This window comes from Paenibacillus sp. Dod16, from assembly GCF_049893405.1.
Taxonomy (GTDB): Bacteria; Bacillota; Bacilli; order Paenibacillales; family Paenibacillaceae; genus Paenibacillus_AQ.
The window spans coordinates 1-17,002 of record NZ_JBNDYG010000056.1 but is presented as its reverse complement, the minus strand read 5'-3'; the positions used below and the strand labels follow the sequence as shown (position 1 = coordinate 17,002).

The following is a 17,002-nucleotide window of genomic DNA, read 5'->3' as shown; positions in this document are numbered from 1 at the left end:
ATGAGGCTGTCAAACGGAGACCGGGTATTCGTTGGGTTCATCTACGGTTCTTTGGCATTGCTGGCATTTATCGCGCTGTACCCATTCTGGAACGCGGCCATCATCTCGTTCAACTCGGGGACTGACACGATGATGGGCGGCATTACGTTCTGGCCACGCGAATTTACCCTGGAGAATTACCGCGTCGTGTTCAAGGACGAGCGCCTCATTGACGGCTTCGTCATCTCGGTGCTCCGCACGGTCATCGGTACGCTTCTATCCATTGTAGCAACCGCCATATTCGCTTATGGCATATCCAAGCGCGAGTTGATGGGCCGAAATTTTTATATGGTCACTTGCATCGTAACGATGTACTTCAGCGGCGGACTCATTCCGAATTATTTGCTTATTCGGGAGCTGGGACTGATGAACACGTTCTGGGTTATGGTCATTCCAGGTATCATCAGCGTGTGGAATATGATCATATTCCGGACGTTCTTTAAGGGCATCCCGCCCGGCCTTGAGGAGTCGGCCCATATCGACGGATCCTCGAACTGGGGCGTATTCTTCCGAATCGTGCTTCCGCTATCGGGACCGGTCATTGCGACGCTGTCGTTGTTCACGGCCGTATATCATTGGAATGATTGGTTTGCGCCAAGCATTTACATATCCAACGCGGATCTGCTGCCGATACAGACGAAGCTTCAGCAGATCCTCAATGCCAATATCATGATGGAACAAATGCAGAACATGGATGCAGCGGCGCAGGGCCGGATGAGCGCGATGAAGGCCGTAACGACCAAGTCCTTGTCCATGGCGACCATGATGGTGGCAACCGTCCCGATTCTGTGCGTATATCCATTCGTTCAGAAGTATTTTGTGAAGGGTGTGTTAATCGGTTCCTTGAAGGAGTAATTCACCAGCAACCTTGCCAAGGGTTTGAAGCGGCAGCTTTGACCATAGATGAATCATGAAGGGAGCACTTGGAATGAAAAAAAGGGGAAAAAGGCTTCTATCTGCATGGTCAGTCACGCTTGTCATCGTTATGGCTTTAACGGGATGTTCGGGTTCAGGAGGTAAACTTGCAAGCCCGGAGAAGGAGAGCCCAGGCTCGCAAAACAAGGAGAAGCCAGCCGGAGAGGATATCTTTGCGCTGGGAGAGAACCCGCTGGAATTTTCGTTCTACGGCCACTATGACTGGTATACCATGCCGGATTGGGGTGCGGATCCGTCAACCAAGTGGATCCAGGAGAACAAGAAGGTCAACGTGGTCCCGGTCAGCTCCGGCGGTGTTGCCAAGAACAAGCTTAGTACGATGATTGTGTCCGGGGAGCTGCCGGATGTCATATGGATGGAGCGGGGTGCGGAGGTTGAGAGGCTTCGTGCCGAGGGCATGCTGGTGCCGTTCGACGATTATCTGGATAAATACCCGAATTTGAAAAAATGGGCCGGGGAGTCCACGCTCGATTTGCTTCGCTCGCCGGACGGCAAGCTGTATCAATTCCCGAACTGGTATACGACGCAGCCGAACGGCAATGCCGGCTATCTCGTCAATAAAAAGATTTATGAGGAGCTCGGATCGCCAAAACTGGAAACGCCGGATGATCTGTACGCCTATCTGAAGCAAGTGAAGGCGAAGTATCCGAATGTCGTTCCGTTGGAGGTAGGCCAATCGGCAGCGGGCGTGGACATCATGGTGTCGGCTTTTGCCGAGAATCGCCCGTATACGTTCAACAGTATGATTGCCGTACCCCAAGGGGATCAACTCGTGTCGCTGTTCACGGATCCCGTTTATCGCGAGCTGCTTCAATATATGAGCCGATTGTACCGCGAGAAACTCATTACGCAGGATGCCTTCACACAGAAGCTGGAGCAAGTTGAACAGAAGATTCTGAGCGGCAATGTGGCAGTATATGTGGCATCCAGCCCTACCGAGTTCGGTTCCAAGGGCAACAATCTACTGAAGGCACAAGACCCCGATGCTGGTTACATCATGATATGGCCGGTCCACAAGGAAGGATTGGATCGCAACAAAATTTTCCCGGGCGACTACAAACAGCTTGGCTGGAACGTCAGCGTCATTACGCAAGCGGCAAAAGATCCGGAAGCTATTTTCGCGTTCCTGGATTGGTTTACCGGTCCCGAGGGCCAGCGGACGATCATGTGGGGACCTGAAGGTTTGTACTGGGACGGGACGGACGAAGAGGACATGCCGCTGTTCACCGATAAATTCACCAGCGATGCGAAGGGACGCGATGAGCTGATGAACGCCACGGTCAACTTCCAGTGGAACGGCAACACGGTGTATGTCGACAATTCCAAGATGAAATTCGAATCCACGCTCCCGCCGGAGAAGCGGAACTTCGAAACGTATTGGCAATCGGAGATTACCTGGAAGACGCAGATGAACACGACGGAGTACGTTAATCTCGATCCGGCAGGCGATTCGGAGGAAGGCATTATTGCACAGCGCGTGTTCGAAATTTATGAGCAGGTTAGAGCCAAGGCGATCAGCTCGGCCTCCTCAGATCAGGAAGTGCTCTCGCTTCTGGATAAGGCAGAGGCGGATGCGCAAAAAGCGGGTTATGACAAGCTGTTGAAGTACAAAACGGCAAAATGGCAGGAGAATAAGCAGAAGCTGGAAGCATCGAAATAAACGTCACGGCGAAGCCGTCGTTCTTTCAGGGGCTTGCGGAATATCCGCTGGCATTCCTTGGGCAGGACGGCTTCATGAGCCGGGCATCATAGGAGAGATCATACTTGAATTACTACTTGGGAGTCGATGGCGGAGGAAGCAAAACGCTGGCCGTCGTGGCGGACGAGACGGGACGAATCGCAGGAAAGGGAATGGGCGGCTGCGGCAACCATCAGCTTGGGGCAGCGCTTGCGGAATCCAGCATCAGGCAGGCCGTGGAAGAAGCGCTTGGGCAGGCTGGACTACAGCGAGAAAATATCACCTGTGCGTCTTTCGGGCTCGCAGGAGCCGACCGCGAGGCGGATTTCCGCATCTTGCGGCCCATGATCGGCGCCATGGGCTTCAAGAAACACCATATCGCATGTGATACCGTCATTGCCATGCGAGCCGGCACAAGACAGAGGGACGGCGTTGTCCTAATATGCGGCAGCGGAACGAACGGTTACGGCGTCAACGCGGCAGGCGAGGAGGTTCAGATCGGAGGATTCGGTTATGCGTTCGGCGATTTCGGTGGAGGCGCTGACCTTGCCGTCGAGGTGTTTCGGACGGTCGTTCGTTCCTGGGAAGGCCGTGAGAAGCCGACTTCTTTGACGCCGCTCACGCTGGATGCGCTTAGATTCAGCAGCGTGGAGGAGATGTTTCACCGATTTTTGGACGAGGGCAGAAGGGCGCCGCATACTTTGGCGAAGCTGCTGTTTCAAGCTGCACCCGTGGATGAGGCTGCAAGAAAGATATTGGAGAGACAAGGGATGGAGCTGGGGAAGGTCGCCAGCGCGGTTATTCATAAGCTTAACATGGGCAATGACGCCTTCGACGTCGTGCTGGCAGGCAGCGTCCTGACCAGGGGAGAAAGGGAATATGTCGTTCCGTATATCGAGTCTCAGGTTCTTGCGGCAGCCCCGAATGGCCGGCTGCGCATTCTGGACCTTGAGCCGGCAGCAGGTGCCGTCCTGCTCGCAATGGATGATAGCGGCGTCGTTCCGGGCACTGCCGTGTATGAACAATTGCAGCAAGAGCTTGCCGTGAAGGAGAGGAATGTGGAATGGGCACTGGATTGAAGGTTGCTGTTATCGGTGGTGGATCCTCGTATACCCCAGAGCTGATTGAAGGTTTCATCCGCCATTATGCGTCGTTTCCGGTGACGGATATCGTCCTCGTGGATATCCCGGAAGGCCGCCGTAAGCTCGAAATTGTAGGCGGCCTAGCCCAGCGAATGATTGAGCGAAGCGGATTGCCGATTCGTATTACGCTAACCTTGGACCGTAAGGAAGGTCTGAAGAATGCCCATTATGTATCGACTCAGATGCGAGTCGGGCTGCTGGAGGCCAGAGGCTGGGACGAAACGATTCCCTTGAAATACGGAATGCTCGGGCAGGAGACGACCGGAGCCGGCGGCATGATGAAGGCTCTGCGTACGATACCGGTGCTTCTGGATATATGCAAGGACATGGAGGCATTATGTCCTGACGCCTGGTTGTTGAATTTTACCAATCCCGCCGGGATGGTAACGGAAGCCATCATGAAGCACTCCGGCATCCGCTCCATCGGTTTGTGCAACTCCCCCATCGCCGCTTACAAATGGCTGTCCGGGCTTTACGAGGTGCCGGCGCAGCGCATCTACTGCGAGTTTGCCGGATTGAATCATCTGCACTGGATCAGCCGAATTGAGGTTGACGGGAAGTCGAAGCTGGAGGAGCTACTGGCTGCAGGCGGGAGCTATTCTGCCGGCAACGTGCCTCAGTTGGCCTGGAATGATACGCTGATTCGGGCGATAGGTGCGATTCCGTCCTATTATTTAAAATATTATTACCTCCATCGTGAGATGCTGGAGGAGCAGCAGGCTGCCGCGGTAAGAGGGGAGACAAGAGCCGAGACGGTCCAGCGTCTTGAGGAAGAGCTGTTCGAGATTTACGAGCAGCCGGGGCTCGCGGAAAAGCCGAAGCAGCTTGAGCAGCGCGGCGGTGCTTATTACTCCGAGGCGGCCGTCAATCTGATGAAGGCTATTCATACGGATAGCGGTGAGATTCAGACGCTGAATGTCATGAACGGCGAGACGCTGGACTTCCTGCCGGCGGATGCCAGTATCGAGGTGAACTGCGTCGTGACGAAGAACGGTGCGGTTCCGGTGCCGGTCGAGCGAGTACCGGCTGCGGCGGTGGGCCTGATCCAAGCCGTGAAAACCTACGAAAGTTTGGCTATCGAGGCGGCAGTAACGGGAAGCAGAGAGAAAGCGCTGCTCGCGCTTAGCGTTCATCCGCTCATCGATTCCGTTGTTGCCGCGGAAGCGATGCTGGATGAGATGCTGGAGCGGAACCGTTCGTATCTGCCGCGATTTTTTCAGGAGCAAGAAGTTCGGTAAGCGGTGACTGACGTTTAATACAAGCTATTACTTGTATACCCTAAGCCATTAAGCGTCTAATATTTTTCAAGAGCGGCAAGAAGAGCCTGGAACTCCGCGTTCCAGGCTCTTCTTTATGGGCTGGGTTGCTGACCCTAGTCGGTTGTTGCGTTTCGTATAACGGATACGCTGGATTCCCTGACGATGAGCCTCGGTTCGAATTGCACGCGTTCGTATTGGCCGGACTTTTGCTCGCGAAGGCGCTTGAGCAGCAATTCCGTAGCCAGCCGGGCTACTTCATCGCCCATGATGGACACCGAGCTGATCTGAGGCGTCGTGACGGTGGTCCATACATTGTTATCGATGCCGACGACGGCCACATCATCGGGAACCCGGATCTTCAGCTCTTTAAAACGGTTGACGATACCGATCGCAACCATATCGTTTACCGCATAGATGGCGTCCGGCATATGCATCAGGCCATAGAAATAGTCCGCCGCACGAACCCCCGTTTCAAACGAGAAATCCTCCCCGAAATAGACAAGCGACGGATCGACTTGCGTCAGCGACTGCTCATAGGCCCAATACCGCTCTTCGATTTTATCTTTGGGCGCACCGGCGTAGGCAATGCGGGTCCGACCGATTTTCAGCAGATGCTCCATGACAAGCCTGCCCTCCTGGCGTGCCAGGCCGACGATATCGGCTTTATACTCATCCCCCAGCTGTTTCCCATAATTAATGATCGAGACGGGGAGGCTGGATTTGTTGATCAGGTCGCCCAGCGTTTTCGGATAAGCCAGCGGCATAATAATCAAGCCGTCTACGTGCAGCTTCTTGATATCTCTCACGATTTCAAGCTCGTTACGGGCATTCCCGGCCGTATTGATCTGAACGACCCGATATCCGTGCTGCTTGGCGGTCTGTTCCACCGACCAGGCGATTTCCGGGATGATTGCATTTCGGATGTCAGGCACGGCCAAGGCGATTTGATTCGTCTGCCGAACCTTCAGGCTTTGAGCCGATGTATCCGGACTAAATCCGATTTCTTCGATCACCTGCATGATCCGTGCTTTCGTTTTCGGACTGATCCCCTTGCTGTCGTTGATGGCTCGGGACACGGTGGCAATGCCAACGCCCGCTTGTTTGGCGACATCTTCAATCGTCACTTTTTTGGGATTCACCATATTCAAAAAGTCCTCTCTCTATATCGGAAACGTTTCCTGTTATTGATCTGATTCGAAATCCTAATGGAGTAATATCTATATTATAACATTAAGAATACCTTCAATTCATAGAACACCTCGGCAAAGAAAAGAGGCAAGGCTGAAGTGGGCGCATAAAAAGCTGCAACTCCTTAAAAAAGTCGATGTACCCTGATCACCGGTTGTCCATGACTTTTCATACATTATAGTCCATCATGTTTGACAGATTGTCAAAACTGTGACATATTTGTTTTCGGAAACGTTTCCTGTTTTGTTTTTATTTTTTCGAACCCATAAGGAGATGAAGACAATGCAAGCATTGCGCTGGCATGGAGTAAAGGATCTGCGTTTGGAGACCATTGCGGAGCCGCAAGTTACGAGTGGAAAAGTGAAAATCAAGGTTGAATGGTGCGGGATTTGTGGCAGCGATCTCCACGAATACGTAGCCGGACCTATATTTATACCTGAGAATACGCCTCACACCCTTACCGGAGAACAGGCTCCGGTGGTTATGGGCCATGAATTTTCCGGCCAGGTGGTAGAGGTTGGCGAAGGCGTTACGAAATTCAAGGCCGGTGACCGCGTGGTTGTTGAGCCTGTATTTGCATGCGGAAAATGCGAAGCTTGCAGACAAGGCAAATACAATCTGTGCGACGAAATGGGCTTTCTCGGCCTTGCCGGCGGTGGCGGCGGATTCTCCGAATATGTCGCCGCGGATGAGCATATGGTTCATAAAATTCCGGACAGCGTCTCCTATGAGCAAGGGGCTTTGGTAGAGCCTTCGGCAGTCGCTTTGTATGCCGTACGCCAAAGCCAGCTCAAGGCAGGGGATCGGGCGGTTGTATTCGGTGTGGGGCCGATCGGTCTGCTTGTCATCGAGGCATTGAAGGCAGCAGGGGCGTCCGAGATTTACGCCGTGGAGCTGTCGGCTGAGCGTAAACAAAAAGCTGAAGAATTGGGTGCCATCGTGATTGATCCGAAGGCTTACGATGTGGTTGAGGAACTTCATCGCCGGACCGGCGGCGGGGTAGATGTCGCATTTGAAGTGACGGGTGTTCCGCCTGTACTGAATCAAGCGATTAACTCTACAAAGATTGGCGGGCAGATTATGATTGTGAGCATCTTTGAAACCTCCGCTCCGATCGTGCCGAATGCCATCGTGATGAAGGAGCGCAATATTACCGGAATCATCGGTTATCGCGACGTATTCCCGGCTGTCATTAGCTTGATGGAAAAAGGATTCTTCCCTGCGGATAAGCTGGTCACCCAGCGGATCAAGCTGGATGAGGTTATCGATCGGGGCTTTGAGGCTCTGCTTAAAGAGAAGAACCAGGTGAAGATTCTGGTGAGTGCTCACTAAACGCAGTAACGCATTTGCACAAGCTTTAGCACATTATACAAAACAACGGCGATTACCTCCGAATGGATTCGGGAGGTCATCGCCGTCTTTTTTAAACTCATTCAATTAATCCTTGATCAACAAATAAATAAAGTAGGGTGCTCCGAGACATGAAACGACTAATCCTACAGGAATCTCGGAAGGGGCCATTAGGTTCTTGCCGATCATATCGGCCACAAGCAGCACCAGTGAGCCGAGCAGCGCGGAGACCGGGAGCATTCCCTGATGACGGGGCCCTACCAGCTTACGCGCCAGATGCGGAGCAACCAGTCCAAGAAATGCGATCCCGCCGCCTACGGCCACGCAGGCGCCAGCGAGGGCAACGGAGATGAACAGCAGCGTTCTTCGCTCGCGTTCTACCGTGACCCCAAGTCCCGCTGCCGTGTGGTCCCCAAGGTTCAGCACATTCAAATGTTGCGATTTATACACCGCCCAGGGAATCAGCAGAAGGATCCACGGGAGGATCGCAACGACATATTCCCAACTTGCGCCCCAAATGCTTCCGGACAGCCAGATGGTAGCCTGCACGAAATTGTTAGGGTCCATCATGAGCTGGAACACGATAATAAGCGCGCCGAAAGCCGCGTTGATGCCAATCCCCACAAGCACCAGCCGGATCGGCGTTACGCCTTGCTTCCAGGCCAGCGAATAGATGAGGAAGGTGGCAAGAAAAGCACCGAATAGGGCGGCAAAAGGCATGATATAGACGGACCATATGCCGGAGCTGAACGAGCTGCCTTGGAAATAAAAGATATACAGCACGACGGCCAGTCCTGCTCCGGAATTAATGCCTAGGATGCCCGGGTCTGCCAGCGCGTTCCGCGAAACACTCTGCAGAATAGCACCGGAGACGGCGATTCCCGCACCGATCAGGATGGCAATGACCATGCGGGGTAAACGAAAGTGCACCAGAACGGTATAATTTTGCTCAGATCCCGTCCCGTTGAATGCTTTGATGACCTCAGCGAGCGGGATTTTCATCGTTCCCATATTCAGGCTGACCAGAAACACGGCTAATATGGCCAGCAGCAGGATCATCGACACGGACATGATTTTTCGCGTTGTATTCATCGTTACAGCCCCCTCCCTTCCCGACGTGCAAGATAGAGGAAGAAAGGAACGCCGATCATGGCCGTAATTGCGCCAACAGGCGTCTCGAACGGAGGGTTGATCATCCGCGCCCCCACGTCGGCAAACACCAGCAGAAGTGCTCCCATGACAGCAGAGCAAGGGATGATCAGCCGATAGTCGGGACCTACGATGAAGCGAACGATATGCGGGATGACAAGCCCCACGAATCCGATCGTTCCGCCCACAGCTACCGCTGCGCCCGTGAGGAGCAGCACAACGAGCGTGCCCAGGAACTTCACGGTTCCTGTTTTTTGGCCAAGCCCGGTAGCGACCTCTTCACCCAGGCTCATGACGGTAATGGATCTGCTGAGTGCGAGTGCAATGAGCAGCCCGATGATGGCGACAGGGATCAGAAGCTGCACGTTTACCCACTGCACGCCCGACACGCCTCCGGCATACCAGAAGCTGATATCCTTGGCAACGTTAAAGCGGATGGCAATGGCCGAGGAAATCGAGCTTAGGAGCGCGGTTACGGCAGATCCGGCCAGAGCCAGCTTGACGGGCGTCAGGCCCCGTTTGGATAACGAGCCGATGAGAAGCACGAGTCCGGCCCCAAGGCCTGCACCGGCAAAAGATAGCAGCATGAGCACGGTGTTGGATGGCGACTCCATAAAGGCAAACCCAATCGACATCATGAAAGTGGCACCTGCGGTGACTCCCATAATGGAAGGGGAAGCAAGCGCGTTTCTTGTCATGCCTTGCATGATGGCTCCGGAAACCGCCAGGGAACCGCCGATCAGTGCAGCTGCCAGGGCCCTCGGCATGCGCAGTCTTTGGATAATCTGGTGCGAGGTGGAATGGGCATCGAAGCGGACAAACGCCTCCCATATGGTGGACAGCTTAATGTTCGAAGCGCCATAGATAATGGAGGATGCCATCGCTGCAGCCAGCAGACCAAGCCCCAGCAGAATGACGGCCGCGGCTGTCTTGGGATGATAAATGGATTTTGCGGTTGATTTGTTAATGGGCTGATTTGCTTGCATAGTCACCTAAACCTTCGTGTTGATAAAAAAATAAGAATGAAAGTATTGTAATTGAGAATGAATTTCATTATCATGGTTATATTATATCACTTCATCCCAAGATTGCTAGTGATCTAAGCAGAAAAAATATACATAAAGGGGACCTGTACAATGAGTCGATTTAAGAAAAAAATATGGATAATCGCAGGACTATTGGCAGCTTTCACGCTGCTTGCTGCTTGTGGAAATAGCAAGGACGCAGCCGGGAACGAGCCAACGGAGGCGCAAACGCCAAGCGAGCAGAACGGCGGCAGCGAAGCGAAGCCGGAGGAAGGAAGCGCGGAAGCCAAGACAGAACGAACACTGACAGACGCCATGGGTCATGAGGTGAAAATTCCAGCCGAGCCGAAACGGGTGATTGCTTCTTACTTGGAGGATAACCTGGTGGCGTTAGGAATTACCCCAATCGCGCAGTGGTCGGTCAAAGGCGGAAGCGTCCAGGATTATCTGCAGGATTCATTGAAGGATGTGCCTACGATTGAGCATGATCTTCCCTTTGAAGCGGTAGCGAGCTTCCAGCCGGATTTATTGATTATGGACTCGGCTTCCATGGTAGAAGGCAATAAGTACAGCCAATACGAGAAGATTGCTCCAACCTACGTCATCGGCAATGAGGTCAATAACGATTGGCGCGAAGAGCTGAAGAAAGTAGGGGAAATCTTTGGCATGGAGGAGGAAGCGCAAGCGGCACTCGATCAATACGAGCAGAAGGCAAAGGAGGCCAAGGAGAAAATCCAGCAATCGATCGGCGGTGAATCTGCTGCAGCGATATGGCTTGTCGGCGGTAAATTGTTCGTCGTAAGCGAGACATTGTCCAGCGGAGCCGTTATGTACGGCGACTTGGGACTTACGGTACCGGACGTGGTGAAGGAAATTTCGGCATCGGCTACGGGCAACTGGTCCTCCATTTCCCTGGAGAAATTGGCCGAGCTCGACGCGGATCATCTGTTCTTTATTAACAGCGACGGCGAAGGGGCGGATGTGCTTCAGGATCCGCTCTGGGCGAATATTCCGGCCGTTAAGAACGGCAACATCTATGAATATGGAAAAGAAACAAGCTGGCTGTATACCGGTACGATTGCCAACGGCCAGATCATCGATAACGTGCTGGAGAGTTTGGTGAAATAAACGCTGTTAGATCGAGCCAATCAGCCGCCTTCCCACATTAGTGGGGAGGCGGTTTTTTGTATGGGTACGTATATGGAACAGGGACGGCGCAAACATTCAGCAGGAAAACGTGGGCACTCACAGAACTAATTAGCGAGGTGGGAATGATGATGCCGAAGTATATGCCGGACTTATCCAATGTGCAGGTGAAGCTGAACCGATACTGTATGCGAATCTCAGGGGATCCATGGGAAGCGGAGGATCTGCTGCAGGACGTCATGATAAAGGTGATGCGAGCCGTTGAAACCGATCCTGGAAAACACCTGTCCAATGCCTATTTATATCGCATCGCAAGCAACGCGTGGAAGGACCGACTGAAGAAGGATAAGCCCGGAATGAGGGCTTCCCAGGATGAGTTAGCAGATAGGGCGGCCGAGGATGACGGCTTATCCACCAGGGAGCTCTTGGAGGCTTTAGCGGACCGGTTGTCCCCACGGGCGATGGTTATTTTGCTGCTGATGGACGTTTTTGACTTCACGGCCAGGGAGACGGCTGATTTTCTCTTCATGTCGGAAGGGACGGTTCAGGTGTCGCTCGGACGTGCGCGAACCAGGCTGAAGAAGCTGCATCGCTTGCAGCAAACAGGCATGGAATCTAAGCCGCAAGAGAAAGCCCGAGCAGGCACAGCGGCAGGACTGGATATGGATGGGCTTGTGGAGGCTTTTCGGAAAAGGGATCCCAAAGCCATTTGTACTTCGTATCTCCAATTGACGAAGCTGCGAATAAGAATAAGCAAATTGAGCCGGGTTGGCGGAGTCCTTGCATTTTATATGGAAGATCCGGATGGAAATGTATGGAAACTTACGGAATAAAACATTATATTTGGACGCTGTTTGGTTTTAGCTCGAAATTTCGTTACTTATGTGTCAGTAGCTATATAAGCAAATCAAAGAGGAGGAAGTTTTTTGAAAAAATCCCTTTTGTACGGCGTTGGCATCTTTGTACCGGTCAGTGATCTGAAGCGTTCGACGGCCTGGTATACGGACATGCTCGGGTTTGAAGTGATTCACACGGATGAACCGAATGCGGTGGTCATGCGAATGAACGATGAGAAGGTATCCTTCTGCCTCGTGCGTTCCTATGAAGTGAAGCAGCCGGTTTTTCCCAGAAATGATTATGGCGTGGGGCAATATTTCAACCTGCATACCACGAATGTAAGTGAAATTCATCAACGATTGGTTGCCAAGGGAGCCGACGTGACGGAAATTGAGGATTTTGGCGGGTTCAAGGGCTTTTCCCTGACGGATCCAGACGGCAACCGCTGCGGAGTGACGGAGTAACGACAGCGAGAAGCAGAATGGCTATAACCGACGGGCATCGTGTTTGCCCAGACGATCGATTAGGAAAAACACCCATTCATTGACTTGGCAAGGATGGGTGTTTTTGCTGCGGTGATTATCGAATGTGCATCAACAGTCGTATCAAATCCGTTATTCCTGATCCCGACAGTGCTCCTCGGCCGCAGAAGTAAACTCTTCCTCATTCTCGGAAGCAAGTTTATCACCGTATTGGTCCAAACGCTCAGGGCTGCTGGAAGGACCGTCGTTCTTAGGTTTGCTGTTTCTGCCTGTCATGCTGTATTCCTCCTTATGTGGGGTTCTCATCGATTGCGAACGTACGAATGATCGTACTTTGCGAACGTTTATGTTGTTCCTGATTTGGCGCGGGATTATGCACGCAGGGTCTCATCTTCCGTTTATGAAGTTATGATGAAAGCGCTCGTAGCTGCTTGTTCGTTTCAGCCGTGACATGATACCATAGTAGAATTTAGAAGATTCATAGATTCAACACGCTTAAACGATATGGATACCACGGAGGTTGCGATATGAAGCTAGTGTCATGGAACGTCAATGGATTGCGGGCCTGCGTAACGAAGGGATTTATGGATTATTTTCAGCAGGTGGATGCCGATATATTTTGCGTGCAGGAAACGAAACTGCAAGCGGGGCAGATCGAGCTCGATTTAGGGACGGAATATCAACAATATTGGAACTATGCGGAGAAGAAGGGGTACTCAGGAACGGCGGTATTTACGAAAATCGCCCCATTGTCCGTTCGCTATGGTCTGGAGGAAGACAGCGAGCCCGAGGGCAGAGTGATCACGCTGGAGTTTGAGGACTTCTATCTCGTAAACGTGTATACGCCGAATGCGAAGCGCGACCTGAGCAGACTGGATTATCGATTGGAGTGGGAGGAACGGTTCCGTGCTTACTTGCTTCAGCTTGACGAACGTAAACCCGTGATTGTATGCGGCGACTTGAATGTGGCACATCAGGAAATCGATTTGAAAAATGCCAAGTCCAATCATGGCAATTCCGGCTTCACGCTGGAAGAGCGCGGCAAAATGACCGATCTTCTGGCAGCGGGCTTCATCGATTCCTTCCGCCACTTCTACCCGGACCGTACGGACGTATACAGCTGGTGGTCGTATATGGCCAAGGTAAGGGAGCGGAATATCGGCTGGCGCATCGATTATTTTCTGGCGTCTGCCCGTTTAACCGAGAAGCTGAAGGATGCCGAGATCGACTGCCATGTGATGGGAAGCGATCATTGCCCGGTGAGTTTGACGCTCAGCGAGTCATTACGTTAAAATTCAGATTTTTAAAAAAAGCCAACCGATGAGCAGGGGACTGGATAACAGCCTTGCCTACGCCGGTTGGCTTTTATATTGAAAGCAAAGGCTCCGTTCACCCAATCTGATGCTTCAGCTTGTCCAGAAAGATCGAGGCCGGCTTCGACAGATGGTGGGTTCCGGGCTGTACCCATCCGAATGAAGAAGCAGTGTGGCCGGGGGGCATCTCCAGCTCCAGCGTTACGATGTTTCCCGAAGGTACGGGAGTGAAGCTCGAGAAGGACAAATCGACCCCCACCGTGACCGCTACATTTTCTTCGACGACCTTCTGTATGACTCTTGTCTGGTTGGTTGAGAAGAGCAGATCCATTTCCCCGTACTGCTCCTCGAATACATCCATCAGCTTGAACAGACTGTCATCCTTGTAGAGAACCAAGGGGTATTTACGCAGTTCTTCGGGCGTGATCGATTGCCGCATGGCAAGTGGAGATTGACGGCTGACCCCCACCACGAATTTGCTCTCCAGCAGCTTGCCGAAGTGAAGGCCGCGGTGTTGATGAATGGTGGAATCATCCACAAAAATCAAACCGATATCCGCATGATTTTGTTTGATATCCTCAATAATATCAAGTGTCGCTTTTTCCGTAATTTCGAGTTTGATCTGGGGGAAGTCCTTCTTAAACTGGATAATGGCATCGATGGACAGCGTTAAGGGGACCGGAACGGTAGCAATCCGCAAAGATCCGCTCAGCAGGTTGGAATATCCTTCGGCTTCTGATTTCAGCTCCTGAAATTGTTCCAAAATGGCATAGGCTTTCTGGAGGATTCGCTGGCCCTCGGCTGTGGGTACGGCACCAAGCCGCGACCGGGTGAACAAGGAAAAACCGAACTCGGCTTCCAGGCTGGACACTGCTTGGCTGACGGCGGAAAGGGTAACGTTGCAATTCTGGGCTGCTTTGGTTAACGATCCTGTCTTGGCCGTCTCCACGATATATTCCAGTTGTTCAAGATTCATATGACCCCATCCTTAATCTATAGTTAAGTAATATTAATTAGGTTTAAATTTACTTAAATATAACGCAGCGTTACAATGAACACAAGGACATGGACACACAATGTTCAAACAATAACGCTATTATACCCTAGGAGGTCATTGATAATGTCAGAACAACGTGTAGCGGTAATTACCGGCGGAGCAAGCGGAATCGGTCGTCAGGTCTCCCTTAAATTTGCAAGAAAGGGCGATCGTGTCGTCGTTGCCGATTATAATGAGGCAGCCGGTCAAGAGACGGTCGAATGGATCAAAAAAGAAGGCGGCGAAGCCACTTTCGTTCAAGTCGATGTTTCCAAACAAGAAAGCGTCGAGGCGCTTGTGGATAAAGCGGTTGAGCTTTACGGCCGCATCGATGTCATGCACAATAATGCGGGTATTGGCGGGGCTGGACCGGTTCTCGAGCAAAATATGGATCTCTACCATCGCACCATTAACGTGAATCAGCACGGGGTGGCTTACGGTATTATAGCAGCAGGCAGAAAGATGAAAGAGCTTGGCATTAAAGGCGTGATCATCAATACAGCATCCGTATTCGGATTCCTGGCTTCACCGGGAACGTTTGCTTATCACGCTACAAAAGGCGCTGTCATCATGATGAGCAAATCCGCTGCGCTTGAACTGGCACCATATGGCATTCGCGTCGTTGCCGTTGCTCCTGGAGCAGTGGATACACCGATTATTCAAGGCTATAAAGATTCCGGGATGCTGGATTCCATGAGAGCCAAAGTCATGGGCGGTGAATTAACAAAGCCTGAGGTTGTTGCAGATACCGTGTATCTCGTGTCACTGGATGAAGCCGCTGCGATTACAGGCAGCGTGGTCATGGCTGACCAAGGTTACGCGTCATTTAAATAATGTAACGGTCATTTTATGGATTGCTAATTATCGATATACGCTAATACAAACCTCTCTTTTGAATGGATGCTGGCTGCAGCTAGCATGATTCGTAAAGAGAGGTTTTCTTGGATTTCCTGTCAAAAGATTTCCTCTCTCCACAAAAAACAGTTAAAATAGAAAGGAAAATTAAAAGACCATACATATGGTGTCAGACGACGATTACTGGAAGAGAGGTATATAAATATGATCATTAAACCTAGAACACGCGGATTTATTTGCACAACATCCCATCCTGTAGGCTGCGAAGCCCAGGTGCAGGAGCAGATTGATTATGTGTTACAACAGCCTGGCATCGAGGGCCCGCGCAATGTGCTGGTTATCGGCGCTTCCACCGGGTACGGCTTGTCGGCCAGAATTGCTGCCGCATTCGGCTCCCGGGCAAATACTGTAGGCGTGTATCGTCCCAGCCAGGCAACCGAGAAGCGGACCGCTTCGGCAGGCTGGTATAACTCGGTCGCATTTGAGAAGGCAGCGGAGGCTGCAGGCTTAAAATCGTTCAGCGTGACAGGAGATGCTTTCACGCAAGAGACCAAAGCCAAGACGGTTGAGCTTATCCGCAAAGAGCTGGGACAGGTTGATCTCGTAGTGTACAGTGTTGCTTCGGCGCGCCGTACGCTGCCTGAGACAGGTGAGACAGTCAGCTCCGTATTGAAGCCGATCGGACCGGCCTATACCAACAAGACGGTAAACTTCCATACGGGTGAAGTGACGGAGGTAACGATTGAGCCGGCCACGGAAGAGGAAGTGAAGAACACCGTAGAGGTGATGGGCGGCGGCGATTGGGAATTATGGATGAATGAGCTGGCGGAAGGCGGCGTATTGACTCCTGATGTGACCACGATTGCTTTCTCCTACATCGGCTCCGAGATTACCAAAGCCATCTACCGGGATGGATCCATTGGACAAGCCAAGGATCACCTGGAGGCAACCGCGCTGAAATTGAACGAGAAGCTTGCTGCTGGAGGCGGGCGAGCTTATGTAACGGTCAGCAAAGCGTTAGTGACCCAATCCAGCTCAGCGATCCCGGTCGTTCCGCTGTACGTATCGGCGCTGTACAAAGTGATGAAGGAGAAGGGGCTTCACGAAGGCTGCATCGAGCAGATCTATCGTCTATTCYCCGACCGCCTCTATAAAGGGCAAGAAACGCCGGTGGATGAGAAGGGGCGCATCCGTATTGACGATTGGGAGCTACGCGAGGATGTACAGGCCGAGGTAGCCGAACTGTGGAGCAAGGTGACAAGCGAAAATATTGAAGAATTGACTGACCTTGCCGGTTACCGCCGCGAGTTCTTCCAGCTGTTCGGCTTTGAAACCGATGGCGTGGATTACGATGCGGATGTTAATCCAGTGGTCGACAATCCGAAAGCCATTTAATGAAAAAAAAGCGAGCCCCGAAATGATTGGGGGTGGTATTATCCCCTCATGGTAGACAGTGAAAAAAGAGGACATGTTACAATGAACTCAAATACTGGATACCGGAGGGGATTTTTGTTATGTCAGCGAAGAAAGGCCAAACCTTTAATCGATATAGCGAAGAAAGAAACGA

At 52.0% G+C, this 17,002-nt stretch carries 16 protein-coding genes; 11 read left to right on the top strand and 5 right to left on the bottom strand.

Annotation, left to right across the window (positions count from 1 at the left end; genetic code table 11):
* From ACPV3A_RS31650 to ACPV3A_RS31635, 4 genes are all read left to right on the top strand, one after another.
* Positions 1-894, top strand: a complete 894-nt coding sequence (locus ACPV3A_RS31650; RefSeq protein WP_260068104.1) for a carbohydrate ABC transporter permease — start codon at positions 1-3, stop codon at positions 892-894.
* A gap of 73 nt (positions 895-967) precedes the next feature.
* A complete protein-coding gene (locus ACPV3A_RS31645; protein WP_426203675.1) occupies positions 968-2,635 on the top strand; it encodes an extracellular solute-binding protein in 1,668 nt (555 codons plus the stop codon).
* A gap of 104 nt (positions 2,636-2,739) precedes the next feature.
* Positions 2,740-3,732 carry an N-acetylglucosamine kinase gene (locus ACPV3A_RS31640; protein WP_194544252.1) on the top strand — a complete coding sequence of 331 codons (993 nt, stop codon included), beginning with the start codon at positions 2,740-2,742 and terminating at the stop codon, positions 3,730-3,732.
* Positions 3,717-5,033: a 6-phospho-beta-glucosidase gene (locus ACPV3A_RS31635; protein WP_426203672.1), complete on the top strand. Its 1,317-nt coding sequence runs from the start codon at positions 3,717-3,719 to the stop codon at positions 5,031-5,033. The genes ACPV3A_RS31640 and ACPV3A_RS31635 overlap by 16 nt, the downstream gene beginning before the upstream one ends.
* A 134-nt stretch (positions 5,034-5,167) precedes the next feature.
* On the opposite strand, the gene ACPV3A_RS31630 is transcribed toward ACPV3A_RS31635, so the two are convergent.
* Positions 5,168-6,196, bottom strand: a complete 1,029-nt coding sequence (locus tag ACPV3A_RS31630; protein ID WP_426203670.1) for a LacI family DNA-binding transcriptional regulator — start codon at positions 6,194-6,196, stop codon at positions 5,168-5,170.
* A 328-nt stretch (positions 6,197-6,524) separates the two neighbouring features.
* Here ACPV3A_RS31630 and ACPV3A_RS31625 point away from each other — a divergent pair, with 328 nt between their 5' ends.
* Positions 6,525-7,574, top strand: a complete 1,050-nt coding sequence (locus ACPV3A_RS31625) for a 2,3-butanediol dehydrogenase (RefSeq protein WP_426203667.1) — start codon at positions 6,525-6,527, stop codon at positions 7,572-7,574.
* 105 nt (positions 7,575-7,679) lie between these two features.
* Here the strand turns inward: ACPV3A_RS31625 and ACPV3A_RS31620 are convergent, their stop codons facing one another.
* Entirely contained in the window at positions 7,680-8,684 is a 1,005-nt protein-coding gene (locus ACPV3A_RS31620) for a FecCD family ABC transporter permease (protein WP_426203665.1), read from the bottom strand.
* A gap of 2 nt (positions 8,685-8,686) precedes the next feature.
* Entirely contained in the window at positions 8,687-9,727 is a 1,041-nt protein-coding gene (locus ACPV3A_RS31615; RefSeq protein WP_426203695.1) for a FecCD family ABC transporter permease, read from the bottom strand.
* Between the two features lie 150 nt (positions 9,728-9,877).
* Here ACPV3A_RS31615 and ACPV3A_RS31610 point away from each other — a divergent pair, with 150 nt between their 5' ends.
* From ACPV3A_RS31610 to ACPV3A_RS31600, 3 genes are all read left to right on the top strand, one after another.
* Positions 9,878-10,894, top strand: coding sequence for an iron-hydroxamate ABC transporter substrate-binding protein (locus ACPV3A_RS31610; protein ID WP_194544248.1), 1,017 nt, complete (start codon positions 9,878-9,880; stop codon positions 10,892-10,894).
* 56 nt (positions 10,895-10,950) lie between these two features.
* A complete protein-coding gene (locus tag ACPV3A_RS31605; RefSeq protein ID WP_426203662.1) occupies positions 10,951-11,745 on the top strand; it encodes an RNA polymerase sigma factor in 795 nt (264 codons plus the stop codon).
* A 93-nt stretch (positions 11,746-11,838) separates the two neighbouring features.
* Entirely contained in the window at positions 11,839-12,213 is a 375-nt protein-coding gene (locus ACPV3A_RS31600) for a VOC family protein (RefSeq protein ID WP_071217928.1), read from the top strand.
* Between the two features lie 150 nt (positions 12,214-12,363).
* Here the strand turns inward: ACPV3A_RS31600 and ACPV3A_RS31595 are convergent, their stop codons facing one another.
* The gene (locus ACPV3A_RS31595; RefSeq protein WP_009595787.1) at positions 12,364-12,507 is read right to left on the bottom strand and encodes a hypothetical protein; all 144 of its coding nucleotides are present in this window, start codon (positions 12,505-12,507) and stop codon (positions 12,364-12,366) included.
* A gap of 251 nt (positions 12,508-12,758) precedes the next feature.
* Between ACPV3A_RS31595 and ACPV3A_RS31590 the strand changes: the two genes are divergently transcribed.
* The gene (locus tag ACPV3A_RS31590) at positions 12,759-13,523 is read left to right on the top strand and encodes an exodeoxyribonuclease III (RefSeq protein WP_194544245.1); all 765 of its coding nucleotides are present in this window, start codon (positions 12,759-12,761) and stop codon (positions 13,521-13,523) included.
* 97 nt (positions 13,524-13,620) lie between these two features.
* Here ACPV3A_RS31590 and ACPV3A_RS31585 read toward each other — a convergent pair whose 3' ends face one another.
* Entirely contained in the window at positions 13,621-14,520 is a 900-nt protein-coding gene (locus tag ACPV3A_RS31585) for a LysR family transcriptional regulator (protein WP_071217930.1), read from the bottom strand.
* Between the two features lie 144 nt (positions 14,521-14,664).
* Here ACPV3A_RS31585 and ACPV3A_RS31580 point away from each other — a divergent pair, with 144 nt between their 5' ends.
* Together ACPV3A_RS31580 and fabV are read left to right on the top strand one after the other, a co-directional pair.
* Positions 14,665-15,414 carry an SDR family oxidoreductase gene (locus tag ACPV3A_RS31580; protein ID WP_339219382.1) on the top strand — a complete coding sequence of 250 codons (750 nt, stop codon included), beginning with the start codon at positions 14,665-14,667 and terminating at the stop codon, positions 15,412-15,414.
* A 225-nt stretch (positions 15,415-15,639) separates the two neighbouring features.
* On the top strand, positions 15,640-16,830 hold the full coding sequence (gene fabV, locus ACPV3A_RS31575; RefSeq protein ID WP_426203658.1) for an enoyl-ACP reductase FabV: 1,191 nt from the start codon (positions 15,640-15,642) through the stop codon (positions 16,828-16,830).
* Positions 16,831-17,002 lie beyond the last annotated feature (172 nt).

Excerpts from the sequence above, each read along its gene's own strand:
- ACPV3A_RS31650 (WP_260068104.1), top strand. The coding sequence starts at position 1 with ATGAGGCTGTCAAACGGAGACCGGGTATTCGTTGGGTTCATCTACGGT.
- ACPV3A_RS31645 (WP_426203675.1), top strand. The coding sequence starts at position 968 with ATGAAAAAAAGGGGAAAAAGGCTTCTATCTGCATGGTCAGTCACGCTT.
- ACPV3A_RS31635 (WP_426203672.1), top strand. The coding sequence starts at position 3,717 with ATGGGCACTGGATTGAAGGTTGCTGTTATCGGTGGTGGATCCTCGTAT.
- ACPV3A_RS31630 (WP_426203670.1), bottom strand. The coding sequence starts at position 6,196 with ATGGTGAATCCCAAAAAAGTGACGATTGAAGATGTCGCCAAACAAGCG.
- ACPV3A_RS31625 (WP_426203667.1), top strand. The coding sequence starts at position 6,525 with ATGCAAGCATTGCGCTGGCATGGAGTAAAGGATCTGCGTTTGGAGACC.
- ACPV3A_RS31620 (WP_426203665.1), bottom strand. The coding sequence starts at position 8,684 with ATGAATACAACGCGAAAAATCATGTCCGTGTCGATGATCCTGCTGCTG.
- ACPV3A_RS31615 (WP_426203695.1), bottom strand. The coding sequence starts at position 9,727 with ATGCAAGCAAATCAGCCCATTAACAAATCAACCGCAAAATCCATTTAT.
- ACPV3A_RS31610 (WP_194544248.1), top strand. The coding sequence starts at position 9,878 with ATGAGTCGATTTAAGAAAAAAATATGGATAATCGCAGGACTATTGGCA.
- ACPV3A_RS31595 (WP_009595787.1), bottom strand. The coding sequence starts at position 12,507 with ATGACAGGCAGAAACAGCAAACCTAAGAACGACGGTCCTTCCAGCAGC.
- ACPV3A_RS31590 (WP_194544245.1), top strand. The coding sequence starts at position 12,759 with ATGAAGCTAGTGTCATGGAACGTCAATGGATTGCGGGCCTGCGTAACG.
- ACPV3A_RS31585 (WP_071217930.1), bottom strand. The coding sequence starts at position 14,520 with ATGAATCTTGAACAACTGGAATATATCGTGGAGACGGCCAAGACAGGA.
- ACPV3A_RS31580 (WP_339219382.1), top strand. The coding sequence starts at position 14,665 with ATGTCAGAACAACGTGTAGCGGTAATTACCGGCGGAGCAAGCGGAATC.